Raw genomic sequence first — 17,847 nt, 5'->3', positions numbered from 1 at the left:
GCCTACGTCAGAGCCTGGGGAATGGCCGAGCAAGTCGGCCGTACTGGCCGATTTTTCAAACATCAACAGCTAACAACAAAGCCGGACAACCGCATAGCCCGCCAGGTCAGGCATTCCCAATTTCTTGTAAGAATGCCCCGTGCCGGTCGGTTTCGGGGCATTTTTTATAGTCTCTGCCGGGCAAGCCCAGCCGAGTACCGGGTTGCTGGCCGGATAATGCCGTTCTTTATGGCCTCATTCCATACCACGGCCTTTTTAGTTGCATGACGAAATCTCGTTTATTCCTCGTTGCAGTTGTCTTCGTACTGATTGCCCTCGTTCTCACCGTATTGAACGCTAAGGGTTTAGTAGCACTACCCGAATACGTTCCCGTTGCGGCCCGGTGGCTGGCCTTGGCGGTGCTGGCCGCGGTAGTGGCCCCGCGGCGCTCCCTCACGCTCTGGATTGTGTACAGCATGCTCGTGGGCATCGAGCTGGGGCACGACGCCCCCGACGTCGCCATGAACTTCAAAGTACTGAGTGATGCCTTTCTACGGTTGGTAAAAACCATCATTGCGCCCTTGGTTTTTGCCACGCTGGTGGTTGGCATTGCCGGCCATGCCAACCTGAAACAGGTCGGCCGCATGGGCCTCAAGGCCCTTATTTACTTCGAAATCGTTACCACGTTTGCGCTGTTTATTGGCCTGGCGGCCATCAATCTCACCAAAGCGGGCGTGGGCATCAGCCAAGCCGGTGTGAAGGAGGAAAAACTCGCCTCGGTGGCTCCGCAAACGGCAGCTGATATCATCCTGCACATTTTCCCCGAAAACATCGCCAAATCCGTGGCCGAAGGCCAGGTGTTGCAGGTGGTAATATTTGCTATTTTGTTTGCCATTGGCTTGGCCCTCACGCCCGAACGCCCCCGCCGCGTGATGCTGGAGTTCTGCGAAAGCCTGTCGGAGGTTATGTTCAAGTTCACCAACGTGGTGATGTTTTTTGCGCCTTTAGGAGTTGGCGGGGCCTTGGCCTATACCGTGGGTAAAATGGGCTTTGCGCCCTTGTTTAATGCCTTGCAACTGCTCCTCACACTCTACGGGGCCCTCATTGCTTTTGCCATCATCGTCCTGTTGCCCGTGGCGTTGCTTGCCCGCATTCCCCTGCGCCGCTTCCTGGCCGCCGTAGCCGAGCCGGTGAGCATTGCGTTTGCGACGACGTCCTCGGAAGCCGCCCTGCCGCGGGCCATGGAAGCTATGGAATCCATTGGCGTGCCGCGCCGCATTGTGGCCTTCGTAATGCCTACAGGCTACTCGTTCAACCTAGATGGCACCACGCTTTACCTGTCCTTGGCCGCTGTGTTTGTGGCCCAGGCGGCCGGCGTGCCCTTCACGTTTGGGCAGCAGTTGCTCATGGTTTTCACCCTGATGCTGACCAGCAAAGGAGTGGCGGGCGTGCCGCGGGCCTCGCTGGTAATCCTGCTGGCCACCGTTGCTTCGTTCAACCTCCCCTCTTGGCCGGTGTTCATTATTCTGGGCATTGATGCCCTGATGGACATGGCCCGGACGGCGGTGAATGTGCTGGGCAACTGCCTGGCTTCGGCGGTGGTGGCCCGCTGGGAAGGCGAATTTATCGACGACTACCAAGGCCCCGACCCCACGGAAGTGGAAACCGAACAGTTGGCCAGTAGCGCGCATTAAATAGCGCCTCCCCATCATTTGGTAAGCCAGTCGAAGTACCTAGACTGCTGATTCCGGGCACGGGTAATTTCATGCACTTTGCCGAAAAATAGGCTGTGTGCCAACTTGCCGGGCTAACTTAGCCCCTGCTTCTACAGAAGAATAAAGATTTTGGCATCTTTTGGACATTTTATTTTCTTTTTCCCTCATTACTATTAACTTACATCTATGAAACTTACTCGTTTACTCGCCTTTTTGGCTTTTGCCCCGGCCTTGCTGATGGCACCAGCCTGCGTGTCAGTAAAGTCCATGATGAAAGGTCCCCCTTCGGCAGCCATCTCCACTAGGTTACCGGCACTGGAAATTCTGGCCGACCAGGGCCCGTTGGCCATGAATGATGGCGCCCTGCCCGAAGACCCCCTCAAACTGTTTCAACAGGAATGCCGCGTGAACCTCACCGAGCCCACCGATACGGCGACGTTTGGCTACGCCAAACTGGTGGTGAAGAAGGTACGCACCATCCGCACGGGCCGTGGCTTGCAGGGCCTGCAGGTTTTGACGTTTCTGGTACCGGCCGTCATCGGCATCCCACTAGAATGGTATAAAACCACCCTCCAGGCTGAAGTGCAGGTGAGCGACGCCGCCGGCAACTTATTGGGTTCGTACGTGGGCAACGGCACCTCGGCAGTGAAAGTGGCCATGTACCACGGGTACTCGCAAACCACTGCCCCCCGCCTGGCCGACGTTATTGCCCTACGCGGCGCCATGGCCCAGATTCGGCCGCAGCTCGACACGGCCACGGCCCGCTTGCGGCCGTTGCTGCTCTCGGGTGGCACGGTAGAAAACCCCACGCTGCCTTCGTCCACGGTCACCGGCAGCCGGTAGGCCCAACCCGCGTTCCCAGCATCGCTTCTCCATTAAACTATTGAGGCCCGTAGCACCCTCCCCCACTCCGGTGAGGTGGGCGCTACGGGCCTTACCTTTATCCCCGTCATGACCTATCCTCTGCCTAATCGGTTCGCTACCGCCTGCTGCCTGAGCTTACTGCTGCTCAGCGGCTGCTGCGCCAATGACGTGTGCGACTGCCAGGACGAGCAAGCCGACGCCGTGCAGCTGAGTTTCTCTCCGGCTTTCGGCACGGCCGACCTCGATACCATTATTATCCTGCGTTCGCCGCTGCCTTACCTGCCCACCAACAAAGTGGAAACGGTAACGCTAATTCGAACGGCGGCCCAGCTCCGTGACAGCATTCGGCTGAACAACACAACCCCGTTTACGCAGGTGGGTTCGACCAAGCTCAACGGGTATCGGTATGCAATCCAATACCTTGTGCAAAAACCCGGCGCCAAGCCTGTTCCGATTACCGCTTTGGTAATTGACAGCGTCCGGTTGAGCGGCAGCCTGGCGGGCGACGGGTGCTGCACCTGCTACACCAACGCCGAAAAAACGGTTTACGCCACGCGCCCCAAACGAACCGGCACCGGCTCCGACAGCACGTTTGTGGTCGATTTGAAGCAAGTGCCCGCTATCCCGGTTACCAAATAGCCGGGCCGGAAGCGACTCACGTATAGTATTAGCCGTGCTGCAACTGGTCGGCCGGAAATTGTGTTTTTCTTCCCTATGCCTGCTGAACCTCTTCCTCCAATGGCGCCTGCGGTACCTGCATCGCCCAAGGCACCAACTTCTTATTTCCCGTTTCGCTCAACGCTCAGCCTGGAGCCGTTGATATCGTACTGGCACGAGCGCGAGCAAGCCAGCAATACCGGGGTGGCCTTGCTGGCCCGCGCCATTGGCGAGCAGGTGGCCGCGGAACCGTGGTGCCGCGGGCTGCTCACCGACCACAGCGTGCTGGATTCCAACTGCGACCTGATTGAGACCCTGATGCTGGCCGTGTTTCCGCCCGCCGCGTTTGCCACCGATATCAGCGGGGCGGTGGGCCCATTTCAGCGGCGCAGCTTCTACTCCACGCCGCATTTCCAAGAGGTGATGCTCAACAAGGACCGCACCATCAAGCAGCCCTTGAACATCGACATGGTGGCCATGGAAAAGCAAATGGGGCTGATGGCCTATCATTTGGTGCTCCACCGCGTGTACGGGGCCGAGCTCCCGTCGTTGGGTACCATCATTTTCACGGTTCCCGACTACCAGATTGGCCTGTATCGGCACTACGGCATCGATTTTAACTCCGACTTCGTGACGGTGCGGGTGGTGGGCGAACCGCCGGTTCTCTCGCCAGAGGCCATGGATACCCTTATTCACAACCGGCACCGTGTTGAGTTGTGGGAGGAATTGCTGCCGCCGCATCACTTTGAGTTGGAAGGCTTCAACATTATTCACTTGGTTGATGTGACGGACCAGGAGATTATGTCGGAATTGAAATACGACCTGCTGGAGCGGGACGTGTTGCAAACCCCGGCGCGTTTCGAGCAGATTCAGGAGAAGCTGCGGGTGCTATTTGCGCAGCCTTCGCTGCAGCTTGGCATTGCGGCCTACGACGAAAAAAAGCGAGCCTTTGTGGATTTTGGCCGCAAAATCAACCACAGCTTTCTTACCAAGCAGGTGCAGCACCAATCGGCCGACAGCAGCTTCCGGCTGATTTACGACCGCCTCCTGCGCGAGCGGGAGCCGCTGGTGCTGAAAAACGTGTCCACCTCCGATATCCCGGCCGACCTGCGCAATCAAATCATGGATTTGGGCATCAACTCTGCCATTCTGGCCTTGCTGCCCTATGGCAACGACACGGTGGGCTTGCTGGAGCTTGGCACGCCGCAAGTAGGCGGGCTCGACGAGTTCGAGCTCGACAAGGTGGCGCAGTTTCTGCCCCTGTTTGCCGTGGCCGTGAAACGCAACGCGGAGGACTTGCAAACCCGCGTGCACGCCATTATCCGGGAGAAATTCACGGCCATCCACCCCACCATGGAGTGGCGCTTCATGGACGCGGCCCGCAACCTGCTGGTGCAACTGGACGCGGGCAACCGCACGGCCGAAATGGAAGCCATTGTGTTCGAGGACGTGTACCCGCTGCACGGCTCCTGCGACATTCGGGGCAGCAGCACGGTGCGCAACGAAGCCATTCAGGGCGACTTGGTGGAGCACCTTACACTGGCCAACAAGGTCTTGAAGAAGGCATCTGAATACCAACAGCTGCCCATTCTTGACGAGCTAAAGTTCTACGTAACCAAAAATTTGAAGCGGTTGCGCGAAGGCCTACTCTCTGGCGACGAGGCGAATATCTACGACTCGTTGAGCCGCGAGGTGGAACCCCTGTTTGAATACCTTGCCACCCACACGCCGGAATTGCGCCCAATTACCGCCAAGTATTGGGACAGCATTGACCCCAAACTCGGCATTCTGTACAAGCGCCGGAAAGATTTCGAAACCAGCGTCACCATGCTCAATGACGCAGTTAGTGACTTTTTGGATGAGGAAGAAGACAAGGCGCAGCACATGTTTCCGCACTACTTCGAGCGCTACAAAACCGATGGCGTGGAGTACAATATTTTCGTGGGCGGCGCACTGGTCGAGGACAAGCCATTTGACTTGGTTTTCCTGAAAAACCTGCGCCTGTGGCAATTACTGACCATGGTGGAAATCACCCGCCGCACCGCCGCGCTCAAGGAACAGCTTCCCGTTAAGCTCGACACGACGCAGCTCATACTGATTCACGGCCAGTCGCTCAGCATCCGTTTTCGGCAGGATGAGCGGCAGTTCGACGTCGACGGCACCTACAACATTCGCTATGAAATCATTAAAAAGCGAATCGACAAAGCCACTGTCATCGGCACGGGCGAACGACTGACGCAGCCCGGCACCATTGCCTTGGTTTATGCCCAAAGCCGCGAGGCGGTGGAGTACTACGAATACATCGATTACCTTCAAGACCGGGGCTTGCTCGAAGCCGGGGTTGAGGAGCTGGAGCTGGAAGAATTGCAGGGCGTGAAAGGTCTATTAGCCCTGCGGGTGCGGGTGCAGCTTTAGGCAGAAACCCTGCTAACAGGCAGATTTACAGAATATAATAATGCCCCAGCCTCGTTGCACTAATTGTGCAACGCAGCTGGGGCATCGTGCTGCTGCGGAGTACTGACGACGTTTGGAGGAGAAGTGGCTGCTTTATTCCTCGCTCAGAATTTCTTTTTCCTCTTTCCAGAAAAGCTTGATTCCCAGCCGACAGGCTACAAGCCAAGCAGCCCCGCCAGCAAACCCGGCCAAGACGTCGGTGGCGTAATGGGCATGCAGGTACACCCGGGTCAGGCCAATCATGCCCACCCAAATGAGCAAGGGAATTGCCCAACCGGGCCGCCCGAAATGCCGAGCCAAGAGCCAGGCCAGGCAGCCGTAGAAGGTCATGCCCAACATAGCGTGCCCGCTCGGGAAGCTTAGGCCCAGCGTTTGCAGCAAGGCATTGCTGGGACGGGGCCGGTTGAAGTACATTTTCAGCAGCTGGTTCAGCAAAATGCCGCCAAACATGGCCACAACCAACTCGAACGCTTCGCGGCGGTAGCCGGCCCGCCGCAGAAGCCACGGCCCAATCAGGCTGGCGGGCAGCAAAAAAGGCAGGGCCGCGAAAAAAGTCACGAACCGCACCGGCCCGGTCAGGCCCGGTATGTCCCGCCGGAAGCCGTCCATTAGGTTCGAAGCCCAGTTGTCGAGCGCCAACGAATTATTCACGAACACCACCCGGGTCATGTAGAAAAACACAGCGAATGCCGCGATAAACAGCACTACGCCAAACACGATTTCGGCAGTCAGCAGCCCAACTAGGGTTAGCAAACGGGATGTAAAACGGTTCATAGGCATTGCTGCCGAATGGTCAGGTGAAATGCGGAGGGGAACAGCTAGGTCAATTACGCAAAACAAAAAAAGCCAGCCCACAGGGGCTGGCTTTTTTCAAAAACGTGCGCTCGGGGAGACTCGAACTCCCACACCTTGCGGAACTGCCGCCTGAAGACAGCGCGTCTACCAATTTCGCCACAAGCGCATGCAGTGGACAAAAGGCCGCTCTTCCCGTTAGAAAGTGCGGCCTTTTGATGGTGCAAAGATACAGTTCCAATTTGCAGTGGAACAACACATGGCCCATTTTTTTCGCATTGAAAGCAACACTGATGGCACCGCTGATTGTTTTTCAGTTACTTGCCGATGCATTTTTTTTCTCCTTCCCGCTCGTTTCTGCATGTTCAACCCGTCTGTGGGCCCCAATGCCCCATCGGCGAGCCCCCAAACCACCGGTTTCGACCGGGTAGCGTGGTGCTACGATGCTTTGGCCGGATTGGTATTTGGGTCCGCCCTCAAACGTGCGCAACGGGCCGCACTGCTTGGCTTGCCCAGTGGGGCGCCGCGGATTCTAATCTTGGGCGGGGGCACCGGTTGGGTGCTGACGGAGGTGCTAAGCCACCGCCCCCATGCCACGGTGCTTTACCTGGAAGCTTCGCCCAAGATGCTGGCCCGTGCCCGCGCCCGGCTGGAGCGCGAACGGCCGCAAGCCACGGCGCAAGTCGAGTTTCGCCACGGCACACAGGCGGATTTGAAGCCCGCCGAAACGTTTGACGCAATCATCACCTTTTTTGTCCTGGACTGTATTGCCGGCGATGAACTTGAAACAGCACTCGCCCAGCTGCGCTCGGCCCAACGGCCAGGTGCGCCGTGGCTTCTGGCCGATTTTAGACCCGCCCAAGGTGGCTGGCGGCGGTTACTTCTACAGCTGATGTATGCTTTTTTCAGGCTCACGACGGGGCTGCGGGCGCGGGCATTACCGGAACTGCACATTGCGTTGGGCAATTTGGGCCTGGTGCCGCTTCGCAGCCGCACGTTCTTTGGCGGCGCCCTAGAAGCAGTGGTTTTTTCAGAAGAAACCCGGCCACTTCGACGTTGATTCGGAATTTCCAGGCTCAACGTATTGAAACATATTTTTTTCGCTACCAAAGCCTTATCCTGCTTTTAGAAGTCTGCTGGTATTGCATATTTTCCGCAACTTTGCGAGCTCGTAATCTCAGTGGTTACGGCTTCGTTTCTCGTCTTCAACTATTTCCAGCTATGACACTTTTTGTTCGCGCCACCATCTTGTGGGCTTTTACTCTTGGCACGGCCCAGGCCCAGTCCCCGGCTAAAGCCCCTGTAGGTCCAGCGGTGCAGTACGCGGTGTCGTTTCCCTACGCCATCCACCACGAGGCCCGCATCACGGCCACGTTTGCGGGGTTGCCAAAGGGCCCACTCCACGTTCGAATGGCCCGTAGCTCGCCCGGCCGCTACGCCCTGCACGAATTTGCTAAAAACGTGTACTACGTGGTGGCTACCGATGGTGCCAACCGCCCCCTGGCCCTCAACCGGCCCGACCCGTACGGCTGGGATGTGACGCCTGGCGCCGACGGTACCGTAAACTTCAGCTACACCCTGTACGGCGACCGCACCGATGGCACCTACGCGGGCATCGACCAGCAATATGCCCACCTCAATATTCCGGCGACGCTGTGCTACGCCACGGGCCTGGAAAGCCGGCCGGCCGAGGTGAAGTTTGACCTGCCCGCTACTTGGAAAGTAGCGACCCAACTGCGCCCCGGCAGCGAGAAAAACGCCTTCACAGCGCCCAATATGCAGTACCTGATGGACAGCCCGGTGTCGTTGGGCGAACAGCAGGTGCGCACCTGGCCCGAAGGAGACCAGACCATTGAACTGGCGGTGGTATACCAAGGCCCGGCCGCCGATGTGGACGCTTTTGCGCAAAAAGTGCAGAAGGTAGTGAAAGAGCAAAAAGCTATTTTCGGGGAGCTGCCCACGTTTGACTACGCCCGCTATACGTTCATCGCCAACTACCTGCCCCAGGCCACCAGCGACGGCATGGAGCACCGCAACTCCACTTCGCTCACCAGCCCGCGCCCCTTGAGCGAAGAAGCAGGCACGCGCAACTTGGGCACCGCATCGCACGAATTTTTCCATGCCTGGAACGTGGAACGCCTGCGGCCGCGCGACCTGGAGCCTTTTGACTTCCAGCGCGCCAACATGAGCGACGCGCTATGGTTTGCCGAAGGCTTCACGCAATACTACGGCCGCCTGGCCCTGCGCCGGGCCAACCTAATTTCGGAGCAGGAGTTTTGGGACGACATCAGCCGCTGGGTGAACTTGCGCCAGAACAGCCCGGGCGCCCGCTTCGCCTCCCCCATCGACATGAGCCGCCAGGCCGCGTTTATAGATGCCGCGACGAGCCTGTCGCCGCTCAATTCGGTGAACACCTACTTGTCCTATTACGACCAAGGCGCGGGCATTGCCTTGGCGCTCGACTTGCAGCTGCGCCAAAACCACCGCACCACCCTCGATGCCTACATGCAGGCGCTGTGGCAGCAGTTTGGGAAGAAGCAGCAGGGCAACGCCCCCACGGCCCCTTACACCGTGCCGGACCTGCAGCGCGTGCTGGGCGAAGTGAGCAAAGACACGGCTTTTGCCAATGGCTTCTTCCGGCAGTACGTGTACGGCCGCGAGCAGCCCCGCTTCAGCGAAAGCCTATTGGCAGCCGGCTTGGCGACGGTACCCAATAAAGCCTCGGGCTTAGCATTGTCCCGACAGGTTGAGTTCGACAGCGAGGGCCGGTGCCTTGTGGCCAGCAACACCCAAATCGGCTCGGGGTTGTACAAATCCGGCATCGACCGCGGCGACCAGTTGGTGATGCTCGATGGCAAGGCGCTTAAAAACCCCAGCGACCTGGAAAGCGTGCTGCGCAAGCACTCGCCCAGCGACGTCGTATTTGTGAAAGTGAAAACCCGAAACGGTGCGGAAAAGACCACGCAGCTCATCTTGTCCGAAGACGCTAATGTGCAGATAAAGCCCGTCGAAACCGTCGAAAAACTGGAATATTCGCCCAATCAAAAAGCCTTGCGGGCAGCATGGCTTGCCAGCAAAGCAGCAAACTAACGGCTTAACCGTCGGTTCTATTTCCTCGAAACGAATTGCCCGATTACAACGTGAAGTCGGGCAATTTGGTCTTTTCCCTTATGGCTTCCATCTCTTACCTGCGCAACGAGGCACTGCCTACCGTGCGGGCCGGCTACCCCGGCAACAAGCTTTTCGGCAACGAATTCGCCAACGGCGAGGCGTTGTTCGAGCCCAGCTTTGCCACAGCACTGAAGTGGCAGCTCTCCACCAATCCGCAAAAGGAAGAAAAGAAGCTGGATACCTGGGCGCCAGCTGTGATAGAGTGCAACGCCGCTTTTTCGGCTACCGAAGACATGCTGGTGTGGCTGGGGCATGCCAGTTTTCTGCTGCGCGTGGCGGGCGTCACGCTGCTGTTTGACCCCGTTTTATTCAGTTCGTTGGGGCTGCGCCATCGCCACGCCCTGCCCTGCCAGCCCGAAGCCATTCGCGGCATCGATTACCTGCTGCTTTCGCACGGGCACCGCGACCACCTCGACGAGAAGAGCATCCGACTGCTGGCCCAGCAAAATCCAGACATGCAGGTGCTGTCCTCGCTCCGGATGGGGCCGTTGCTGCGCGGCATGGCGCCCAGCCTGCCGGTACAAGAAGCCGGCTGGTGGCAGCAATACGACCTGGGCCCGGATGCGCCGCTGGAAATTACCTACCTGCCCGCCTCCCACTGGCACCGCCGCGGCCTAGCCGATATGAACCGCGTGCTCTGGGGCAGCTTCCTCATTCGGGTGGCCGATAAGCTGATTTACTTCGCCGGCGATACGTCCTACGCTGAGCATTTTGAAGCCATCGAAAAGCAATTTGGCCCCATCGATATTGTGCTGATGCCGATTGGCGCGTACAAACCCGCCTACCTGATGGCCCAAAGCCATGTAAACCCGCACGAAGCCGCCAAGGCGGCCAATGTGCTGCGAGCCGGGCACGTGGTGCCCATGCACTACGGTACGTTCAGCCTGTCGGACGAGCCCGCGTCGGAGCCCCTGCGGCAGCTAAACGACGTGGCCGCCGAGGGCCTGCTGCGCGGCGACCTACACACGCCAGCCGTGGGCGAGGTGATGCGCTGGCAGGATTGGGAGTAGTCCGCCCTATTTCTTGATTTCTGCCAGAAACTGTTGGGCTTCATCCTGATTCTCGCCCGCTTTGGCAGCAGTGGCGCTTGCCTCAGTGGCCAGAGCAGCAGCTTCCGTGTTGTTGCCGAGCTTGTGCTGCAGTTTGGCGCGGGCCATCAGATAGAAATGGCTACTGTCGGTCGCAATGGCTTGCCGGATTATCTGGTCCGCTTTGGTTAGCAGGGCTTTGTCGTTGACGAAAGCGGTTAGAAAGGAGGTGGCTTCGTACAGGGTGTAGCTGTCCTGCGCCGCAAACTGCTGGCCATAGGCTAGGGTAGCAGCAACGTAGGCCGGCCAGTTACGCTGCGGCTGGCTGAGGAGGTAGTGAATTTTGGCCAGCTGCTGCCACTGCGTAGCTTGGGCGGGCAGCAGACGAGCAATGGATTGCTGCAGCTGGCCAAGACCCGCCAAGTCGTTTTGCATACCAAAAGGACGAGCCGCCTGGCTAATGATGCGCACGGCTTTCCGGCTGACGGCTTGCTGCCCAAACTGCGGCACAAAGGCAGGCTGATGCTTCAGAAAATACTGCGACGCCGGCGACTCATACGCCATGTATTGATTGAAAACGTATTCCAGATTTTTCTGAGCAGCCATTTCCTGCATGCTCTGGGTTTTCAGGTACTCGCCCGTCACTTGGCTGTGGAGACTTTCATCTTCCTGGATGCCCGCTCCATTACTCAAGGCATACAAAAGCGCCGCGGTGCGGTCGCCAGAAAGGTAACGTGCTTTCAGCGTGAAATACGCTTTACTGGGATTGAGGGCGTCTTTGCCATCCTCGATAAATTCCGTTGCAGGTTTTCCGCCGCCGCTGCGGTGCAACGGCTGGCCTTCAGGCGTAAAGTACAGGTAGGCGGGCAGCGACCTGATGCCGTAGCGACTGGCCAGCACTTTGCCCTCGCCTTCGTCGATATTAGCCTTGTAGCTTATGAAGTTTGTATTGTAGTACTTACTCACGGCGCTATCGGGAAAGACATCGCGGGCCATGCCCACGCATGGCCCGCAGCTGGGCGACCACGCGTAGAATAAAATGGGCTTTTGGCTCTTTTTAGCCGTCGCCAGCACTTCAGCCCATGCTCCGCTTCGGAAAGCAACCCCGACCGCCTGGCCGTGCGCCACAACATGACTGAGCAGGAAAATCCAGACAAAGAAGAGGTGGCGCATAAAGTGGTAGAATTAGGCGGGAGAATTTATGGGCTACGTGTGGCCCGGGCATTGGAGGCTCGAATATAGACCGAAAGGCAGCCTAACGGCACCGCTCTGCCGCCGTCACGCAACCCGCCCAGCGGCAATGGTGCACGGCGGCGCTTACCGGCGCTACCTTTGCCGCCTATGTCGCCAACTCTCGTTTTAAGCCTCGTTGCGGGTTACTTCGCCGTTCTCATCGTCATTGCCATCCTCACCTCGCGGGGGGCTACGAGTGAAAGTTTCTTCGTTGCCAACCGCAACGCGCCGTGGTACATGGTGGCCTTCGCCATGATTGGCACCTCGCTGTCGGGCGTCACGTTTATTTCGGTGCCGGGCAACGTGTACGGCAAAAGCTGGAGCTACCTGGCCGTGGCCATGGGCTTTGTGGCCGGCTACGTCGTGATTGGCACCGTGCTGCTGCCCTTGTACTACCGGCTGCGGCTGGTGTCCATCTATACCTATCTGGAGCAGCGCTTTGGCTACTGGAGCTACAAAACGGGGGCGCTGTTCTTTTTGATTTCCCGCTCTTTGGGCTCGGCATTGCGTCTGTATCTGGTGGCGGGCGTGCTGCAGCTGGCCGTGTTCGACTCGATGGGCGTGCCCTTTGCCGTGACGGTGGTGGTCAGCATCATGTTCATCTACCTCTACACCTTCAAAGGGGGCCTGAAGACCATTCTGTGGACCGATACCTTTCAGACGCTGGCCATGCTGAGCTGCGTGGGCCTGAGCATTTATTTCATGTCGGATGCCCTGAACTACTCCTTCAAGCAGTTGGTCTCGGCCGTTGCGGACAGCCCCATGTCGCAGGTGTATTTCTCCGATTTTCGGGACGACAAATTCTTCTGGAAGCAGTTTGCCTCCGGCATGTTCATCACCATCGTAATGACCGGCCTCGACCAGGATTTGATGCAGAAAAACCTGAGCTGCCGCAGCTTGGGCGAAGCCCAGAAGAACCTATTCTGGTTTACGCCCGTCATCGTGTGCGTCAACATTTTGTTTCTGACGCTGGGCGTGCTCATGTACCAGTACGCGTCGGCCCGCGGCCTGCAGCTCGACCAGATGCCGCAGCTGCTGAACCTGCGGGGCACCCTCGACACCGACAAAGTATTCCCTTTCCTGGCCACCACGCAGTTCTCGCTGGTAGCGGGCATCATCTTCATTCTGGGCATCATTGCCGTCACCTACGCCTCGGCCGACTCCGCCCTGACGGCCCTCACCACCTCGTTTTGCGTCGATTTTCTGGGCATTAGCAAATACCCCGAAGCGCGGCAGGCGAAGCTGCGGCAGCTCACCCACCTGGGCTGGTCGGTGGTACTGATTGTTATCATCCTCATCTTTCGCGTCATCAACGAGCAAAGCCTGATTGATGCCGTTTACAAAGCCGCTGGCTTTACTTACGGGCCGCTGTTGGGCCTGTTTGCGTTTGGCATCCTCACCAAGCGGGGGCTGCGCGACGGGCTGGTGCTGCCCACCTGCATCACGGCCGTGCTGCTGACCTGGCTTATCGTGTCACACTCGGTGGAGTGGCTCAACGGCTATAAGTTCGGCTTTGAAATCCTCCTCCTCAACGGCGCCTTGGTGTTCCTGGGCTTGCTGGCCATTTCCCGCCCCGCCCGCTTGAACCCGTTGCCCCAACCCGGGGTTTAGCAAGTTGCCGTAGGGCAGAGAAAAGAAATATTTTCCCGGCTGGTGCGTCTGCGTAGACGTAGCAGTTTATCAGCTTCCTATCCATTTATTATGACCAAGATTACGCTCTCGTTATTGCTGATGCTGGCTGCTGCTCCGGTAGCCATGGCCCAGCAGCCCGCCCCCGCCCCGGCCGACCAGAAGACCATTGTGCTGAAGCCGGGCCACATGCAGGTGCAGGCCAACCCCGCCGCCAACCGCCCCGACCGCGCCCCGGTGTATCCCGGCGGCGAGCAAGCCCTGGGCCTGTTCTTCCTCCAAAACATCAATTACCCCGAGGCGGCCCGCGCCAAGCAGCTCGGCGGCATTGTGTTGGTTACGGCTACGGTGAATGCCGACGGCTCGGTGACCAACCCGGTGGTGGCGAAGTCGCTCTCGCCCGAGTGCGATGCGGAGGCCCTGCGGGTGGTGCCGCTGCTCACGGGCTGGCAGCCGGCCATGCGCCGCGGCCGGCCGCTGGCGGTGCTCATTCAGTTGCCCGTGCCCTTTGGCGGGGCCGGCGAAATGCGGGTGGAGCAATCCCGCCGCCAACCGCTGAACAAGCAGAAAAACTAGCTTGCTGAAAGGGGGGCCGTGCCAGCGCACGGCCCCGATTATTATTTGGCCCAGAATTTAGTTGTGGAATGGCCCGTAGTGGATTGAATACCAGTGGCGACGTCGCGCTCGACGCCCCCAAACCCAAGCTTACCAAAGAAGCCTTCCGGCGCAGCCTGCGGGTGTTCCGCTACGTGCTGCCCTACAAGGGCAATTTTATTGTGGGCATGGTGCTGTTGCTGCTCAGCAGCACGACCACCATGATGTTTCCGTGGATAATCGGCAAGCTCGTGGACGTAGCCAACGGCAAGCCTGTGGCCCTGCCCGGTGGCATGGTGGTGGGCATCAACCGCATTGCCATTGGCCTGTTTGCCGTGATTGTGTGCCAGGGCTTGTTCTCATTCGGGCGCATCTGGTTTTTTACGCGGGTGAGCGAGTTCACCGTACGCGACATCCGACAGGCTCTTTATGCCAAGTTTGTATCGCTGCCCATTCCGTTTTTCGAGAAAAACCGAGTCGGGGCCATTACCTCGCGCATTACTTCGGACGTAGCCCAGATTCAGGACACGTTTTCGCTGACGCTGGCCGAGCTGTTCCGGCAGGTAACCACGCTGCTGGCGGGCATTGTGTTCATCATGGTGGTATCGGTGAAGCTGTCGCTGTTTATGCTGGCCACGTTTCCGCCCATTGTTGTGCTGGCCATGGTATTCGGCCGCAAAATCCGGGTGCTGGCCAAAACCACGCAGGACGAGCTGGCCAAGGCCAACGTGGTGGTGGAAGAAACACTGCAAGGCATCAATACGGTGAAAGCCTTCACCAACGAGCAATTCGAAACGCGGCGCTACACGGCTTCGCTCACCAAGACGGTGCAAGCGGCGCTCAAGAGCAATTTGTACCGCGGGGCCTTTGTCTCCTTCGTCATTATTGGCTTGTTTGGGGGCATTATTCTGGTGTTGTGGCGGGCCGCCACGCTCACCCAATCGGGCCAGATGACCATTGGCGATTTGACGTCTTTTGCCCTGTACACCATGTTTATAGGCGCCTCGGTTGCGGGGCTGGGCGAGCTGTATGGTAAGGTGCAAAGCACGCTGGGCGCTTCGGAGCGCATCCTGGAAATTCTGGATGAAAAAAGCGAGCCCACCCACTTGCCGCTCCCGGCAGGCCAGGCACCGCTCCGGCTGCACGGCAACATTGAGTACCGCCACGTGGCGTTCACCTATCCTACCCGGCCCGATTTGCCGGTGTTGCAGGACATCAGCTTCGACATTGCAGCGGGCGAGAAAATTGCCCTCGTCGGCCCCAGCGGCGCCGGCAAAAGCACCATTGTGTCGCTGCTAATGCAGTTCTACGAGCTGAGCGGGGGCGAAATCCTGATTGACGGCCGGCCCATCACCAGCTACGACCTCACGGAACTGCGCCGCCACATCGGCATAGTGCCCCAGGAAACGCTGCTTTTCGGCGGCAGCATCCGCGAGAACATTGCCTACGGCAATACGGCGGCTACTGACGAGGAAATCATCGCGGCGGCCCGCAAGGCCAATGCCTGGCAGTTCATCGCCTCTTTCCCCGAAGCCCTCGATACAGTGGTAGGCGAGCGGGGAATAAAGCTATCGGGCGGGCAGCGCCAGCGCGTGGCCATTGCCCGCGCCATCCTGAAAAACCCCGCCATTCTGCTGCTCGACGAAGCCACCTCCGCACTCGATTCCGAGTCGGAAAAGCTGGTGCAAGGCGCCATGGACGAGCTGATGAAAGACCGCACCTCCATCATCATCGCCCACCGCCTGAGCACGATTCGCAAAGTCGATAAAATCCTGGTGATTGATGGCGGCCGCATTGTGGAGCAAGGTTCGCACGAGGAACTGGCCGACAACGACAACGGGCTGTATGCGAACCTGCTGAAACTGCAGTTTGAACTGAGTTAGAAATTGATACTATTAGAAGAGTGCGGCCGTTGATTCGCTAGCTTTAGTGAATCAACGGCCGCCCTTATTTATTATCATGAATTCCACAAGGCAGAGACTGGCGTCAGGACGTAATGGAAAAAGAGGTATCTCGTTGCCAGACATGGCTCCGTTTGCCTTTGTGGTGCTCCTCGTTGCATTTTTCTATATGTCCTCGAGTCGTTTCAGACAGAAAGAAATCGGTATTGTGACGCTTGAGCAACTTGTCGCGCACACTCCGATAACATGCACGAAAGGATTAGACAGTGATAATGTGGCAATTATCAGCTTAAACACTAAAAAACAATATTCATTTGCTGCACCAGCATTTGACAATAAAATTCAAGCGGAGATTTTCAGACGCGTAGCTTCCTTGCATCAAGTTGACTTTACAAAATCCCAAATTGGTGTCTTAGAAACACTTCCGTTTTTGGCCGTCGATGTTAAGGAGCTTCCTGCTTTCTTAAATTTATCGCTATTTAAACGTCAGGAATTGCTTCGAAATGGGATATACCAGTCACTTGACTCCTTGCAATTGTCAGAATGTATAAGAACGAGTAGAGAAGTGGCACGAGAAAACCACAGGAATGGTCCTTATGTCAATCTCATGATTGAATCAGCAGTCAAGATGCCATATGTAGACCAATTGATAGCCTTAGTGAATGCACAAGGAACAAATCGGTTTGTTCTTCTTACACAGTCCAATCATATTGATTACCCACTGGGTTTACCAGCAATTCAAGCACAATAATTTCTGAAACCCGCGCCCCTAGCGCGGGTTTCGTACTTTTGAGCCCACAACAAACCACCAATTTCCTCCCCTTCTGATGAGCAAGCATTTGCTGAATTTCTCTGCTACTTTGGCTACGGCTGTTACGCTGCTGGCGGCCCCTGCGGCCCAAGCCCAAATCCGGACGCCTGCGGCCAGCCCCGCCAGCACCATCACGCAGCGCGTGGGCCTCACCGATGTAACCATTGTGTACTCGCGCCCCAGCCTGAAAGGCCGCACGGCGTTCGGCGACAAAACCCCGCTGGCGCCGCTAGGCCAACGCTGGCGCACGGGCGCCAACGCCACCACCAGCATCAAGTTCTCCGATGATGTGACCATCGACGGCAAAAAAGTACCGGCCGGCGAGTACGGCATCTACACCATTCCCCGTGCCAACGAGTGGACAGTGGTGCTGAACAAGAGCCTGAAGCAGGGCGCCGACGTGGAAGGCTTTAAGGAAGACCAGGACGTGGCCCGCCTCACCGTGAAGCCTTACAAAGCGGGCAGCAAAGTGGAGTCCTTCACCATCAACTTCACCGACCTGACACCCGGCACCGCCAACGTGGCCATGGAGTGGGGCAACGTGGGCGCTAAATTCAAAATCACCGCCGACGTCGACAGCAAAGTGCTGGCGCAGATTGACGAGAAAATCACCAAAAACGCCACTCCTTCGGCCGGCGACCTCGCCGCTGCCGCCGTGTACTACGCCGACAACAACAAGGACATGAAGCAGGCCGTGGCCTGGATGGAAAAAGCCAATGCCACGGACGCCAAGTTCTGGAACCTGCACTCCGAAGCCAAAATGCGCCTGAAAATGAAAGACTACGCCGGCGCCATCAAAGCCGCCGAGGCTTCCAAGAAAGGTGCTCTGGCCGCCACGCCGCCCAACGGTGAGTACGTGAAAATGAACGAGGAACTGATGGCGGCAGCGAAGAAAGCCGGGAAGTAAGTTCCCGCGTCAAATTCCAGCTTGAGGATTTCATCCTCTGCCATTAACTAAAAAGGCCGCAGCACTCATGCTGCGGCCTTTTTTTGTGGCCGGTTAGGTCCCGGCAGTGGGA

Annotated in this window: 14 protein-coding genes and 1 tRNA gene; 12 read left to right on the top strand and 3 right to left on the bottom strand. The window is 57.9% G+C overall.

Annotated elements, in window-relative coordinates:
* The first annotated feature begins 263 nt into the window (after window positions 1-263).
* From I2I05_RS10435 to I2I05_RS10420, 4 genes are all read left to right on the top strand, one after another.
* Window positions 264-1,673, top strand: a complete 1,410-nt coding sequence (locus tag I2I05_RS10435; RefSeq protein WP_196282193.1) for a dicarboxylate/amino acid:cation symporter — start codon at window positions 264-266, stop codon at window positions 1,671-1,673.
* A 207-nt stretch (window positions 1,674-1,880) separates the two neighbouring features.
* Window positions 1,881-2,537: a hypothetical protein gene (locus I2I05_RS10430; protein ID WP_196282192.1), complete on the top strand. Its 657-nt coding sequence runs from the start codon at window positions 1,881-1,883 to the stop codon at window positions 2,535-2,537.
* A 108-nt stretch (window positions 2,538-2,645) separates the two neighbouring features.
* On the top strand, window positions 2,646-3,197 hold the full coding sequence (locus I2I05_RS10425; RefSeq protein WP_196282191.1) for a hypothetical protein: 552 nt from the start codon (window positions 2,646-2,648) through the stop codon (window positions 3,195-3,197).
* 75 nt (window positions 3,198-3,272) lie between these two features.
* Entirely contained in the window at window positions 3,273-5,630 is a 2,358-nt protein-coding gene (locus I2I05_RS10420; RefSeq protein WP_196282190.1) for a GAF domain-containing protein, read from the top strand.
* A 132-nt stretch (window positions 5,631-5,762) separates the two neighbouring features.
* Here I2I05_RS10420 and I2I05_RS10415 read toward each other — a convergent pair whose 3' ends face one another.
* Complete coding sequence (locus tag I2I05_RS10415) at window positions 5,763-6,422, bottom strand: phosphatase PAP2 family protein (protein ID WP_196282189.1); 660 nt, start codon at window positions 6,420-6,422, stop codon at window positions 5,763-5,765.
* Window positions 6,423-6,548: 126 nt separating this feature from the next.
* Window positions 6,549-6,630, bottom strand: a tRNA-Leu gene (locus I2I05_RS10410).
* A gap of 192 nt (window positions 6,631-6,822) precedes the next feature.
* Here I2I05_RS10410 and I2I05_RS10405 point away from each other — a divergent pair.
* The 3 genes from I2I05_RS10405 to I2I05_RS10395 all read left to right on the top strand — a co-directional run bounded on the left by I2I05_RS10405 (window position 6,823) and on the right by I2I05_RS10395 (window position 10,642).
* The gene (locus tag I2I05_RS10405) at window positions 6,823-7,521 is read left to right on the top strand and encodes a class I SAM-dependent methyltransferase (protein WP_196282188.1); all 699 of its coding nucleotides are present in this window, start codon (window positions 6,823-6,825) and stop codon (window positions 7,519-7,521) included.
* 161 nt (window positions 7,522-7,682) lie between these two features.
* Window positions 7,683-9,551: a M61 family metallopeptidase gene (locus tag I2I05_RS10400; RefSeq protein WP_196282187.1), complete on the top strand. Its 1,869-nt coding sequence runs from the start codon at window positions 7,683-7,685 to the stop codon at window positions 9,549-9,551.
* 80 nt (window positions 9,552-9,631) lie between these two features.
* Window positions 9,632-10,642: an MBL fold metallo-hydrolase gene (locus I2I05_RS10395; protein WP_196282186.1), complete on the top strand. Its 1,011-nt coding sequence runs from the start codon at window positions 9,632-9,634 to the stop codon at window positions 10,640-10,642.
* 6 nt (window positions 10,643-10,648) lie between these two features.
* On the opposite strand, the gene I2I05_RS10390 is transcribed toward I2I05_RS10395, so the two are convergent.
* Entirely contained in the window at window positions 10,649-11,833 is a 1,185-nt protein-coding gene (locus tag I2I05_RS10390) for a thioredoxin family protein (protein ID WP_196282185.1), read from the bottom strand.
* A gap of 168 nt (window positions 11,834-12,001) precedes the next feature.
* Between I2I05_RS10390 and I2I05_RS10385 the strand changes: the two genes are divergently transcribed.
* From I2I05_RS10385 to I2I05_RS10365, 5 genes are all read left to right on the top strand, one after another.
* Window positions 12,002-13,504: a sodium:solute symporter gene (locus I2I05_RS10385; protein WP_196282184.1), complete on the top strand. Its 1,503-nt coding sequence runs from the start codon at window positions 12,002-12,004 to the stop codon at window positions 13,502-13,504.
* Between the two features lie 90 nt (window positions 13,505-13,594).
* Entirely contained in the window at window positions 13,595-14,098 is a 504-nt protein-coding gene (locus I2I05_RS10380; protein ID WP_196282183.1) for an energy transducer TonB, read from the top strand.
* A 68-nt stretch (window positions 14,099-14,166) separates the two neighbouring features.
* Window positions 14,167-15,999, top strand: a complete 1,833-nt coding sequence (locus I2I05_RS10375) for an ABC transporter ATP-binding protein (RefSeq protein WP_196282182.1) — start codon at window positions 14,167-14,169, stop codon at window positions 15,997-15,999.
* Window positions 16,000-16,075: 76 nt separating this feature from the next.
* Window positions 16,076-16,768 carry a hypothetical protein gene (locus I2I05_RS10370; RefSeq protein WP_196282181.1) on the top strand — a complete coding sequence of 231 codons (693 nt, stop codon included), beginning with the start codon at window positions 16,076-16,078 and terminating at the stop codon, window positions 16,766-16,768.
* A gap of 76 nt (window positions 16,769-16,844) precedes the next feature.
* Window positions 16,845-17,735 carry a DUF2911 domain-containing protein gene (locus I2I05_RS10365; RefSeq protein ID WP_196282180.1) on the top strand — a complete coding sequence of 297 codons (891 nt, stop codon included), beginning with the start codon at window positions 16,845-16,847 and terminating at the stop codon, window positions 17,733-17,735.
* Window positions 17,736-17,847: the final 112 nt, after the last annotated feature.

The organism is Hymenobacter jeongseonensis, assembly GCF_015694725.1.
In the GTDB taxonomy this organism is placed as follows: Bacteria; Bacteroidota; Bacteroidia; order Cytophagales; family Hymenobacteraceae; genus Hymenobacter; species Hymenobacter jeongseonensis.
The sequence above is the reverse complement of the archived record's forward strand: the minus strand, read 5'-3'. Positions and strand labels throughout refer to the sequence as shown.